The following is a 1,288-nucleotide window of genomic DNA, read 5'->3' on the forward strand; positions in this document are numbered from 1 at the left end:
GGGATTTTTGAGCATTAACGACTTTTTCAAAAATCCCGTCATGTTTTTTCTGCAATTTTTCTGTAATTCCTTCTAATTTAGTAATTTGAAATTGTAATTTTCTTTGTGCTTCTTCGATTTTTGTTTTTAATGGAATATCTGGTTTTACTTTCCCCATTACTCGTTGAGAAATACTTTCTCCCGCTGCTTTATTCCATGAATTACTTATCAAATCTTTATTTCCTCATTAATGATATGTAATTTTGTTTTAAATGAATTTGTCCCTAGTCTATGTGTAACCGCGGTAACAAGGGGGTTTGGTGACATCAATTTTCTAGTGTTAGAAAGGATGAAGCATGGTTTTTGTATAAACTTAGAAAGAATATTATTTTTTAAATAATCTAAAATAAGAAATAGGTATTCTTTTTTTATTATATATTTGATACACATTATTTTCGGTATTTGCTTAATTGTCATCCATTCCATTTTTATCTAGGCAAAAATAATTTTTGGTATGAACAAACGCTTTATTTTAGTAGGTATTGTTTTAGGAATTATTGTAACTATTGCTGTCATAATCGGATCTCCTGCTATTGGCGGATTTGATATGTTGAGATAATCACTAATTTTTGATTTTTAAGTAATCATTATTAAAAATAAGCCATACTTTATTACTTGAGAAAATATCTTTTTGTTGTTGAAAAAAGTAGTTGTAGTTGATGATGATGAAGATAACCGTAATGCTATGACTGACATTCTACAATTCAAAGGAGTATCTGTCGTTGCAACCGCAGTAAACGGTTCAGATGCTGTTGAAAAGTTTTCCAAATACGCCCCTGACGTTGTATTGATGGATATAATGATGCCTGATTTTGATGGGTTTTATGGAATTATGAATATCAAAAATATTAATTCTGATGCCAAAATAATTGCTGTGACAGCTGATCAAAGTGATGAAACAATACAAAAACTTAGAGACATTAAACACGAATTAATTATTTACAAACCTTTTGATGTTAATGTTTTAGTGCAAATGATTAATGACTAGATGTTTAGTCGTTACATGTCAATTACACTATATAATTTTCATACTTTTTGTTTCTACATTTCACACGACTTTCATAATTTAGAACAAATCTCTTATTTGCTGATTTATTTGAATTCACATTTTAAATTTTTTAGCTGCACGTTCAAAAACATTCAATGTTTCATTAATGTTGTTTTTTGATAACCACGCAGTGACTGAAATTCTCAATCTTGCTTTATTTTTTGGTACAGTTGGGTATCTGATGGGCTGCGCAAATACCCC

The 1,288-nt window shown here is 29.3% G+C and carries 1 protein-coding gene and 1 pseudogene; one reads left to right on the forward strand and one right to left on the reverse strand.

Annotation, left to right across the window (positions count from 1 at the left end; all coding sequences use genetic code 11):
- Positions 1-211, reverse strand: a pseudogene (locus BG20_RS11460) (Snf7 family protein); the annotation flags it as partial.
- Between the two features lie 465 nt (positions 212-676).
- Here BG20_RS11460 and BG20_RS11470 point away from each other — a divergent pair.
- On the forward strand, positions 677-1,027 hold the full coding sequence (locus BG20_RS11470; protein WP_010194978.1) for a response regulator: 351 nt from the start codon (positions 677-679) through the stop codon (positions 1,025-1,027).
- Positions 1,028-1,288 lie beyond the last annotated feature (261 nt).

It is taken from the genome of Candidatus Nitrosarchaeum limnium BG20 (genome assembly GCF_000241145.1).
Lineage (GTDB): Archaea > Thermoproteota > Nitrososphaeria > Nitrososphaerales > Nitrosopumilaceae > Nitrosarchaeum > Nitrosarchaeum limnae.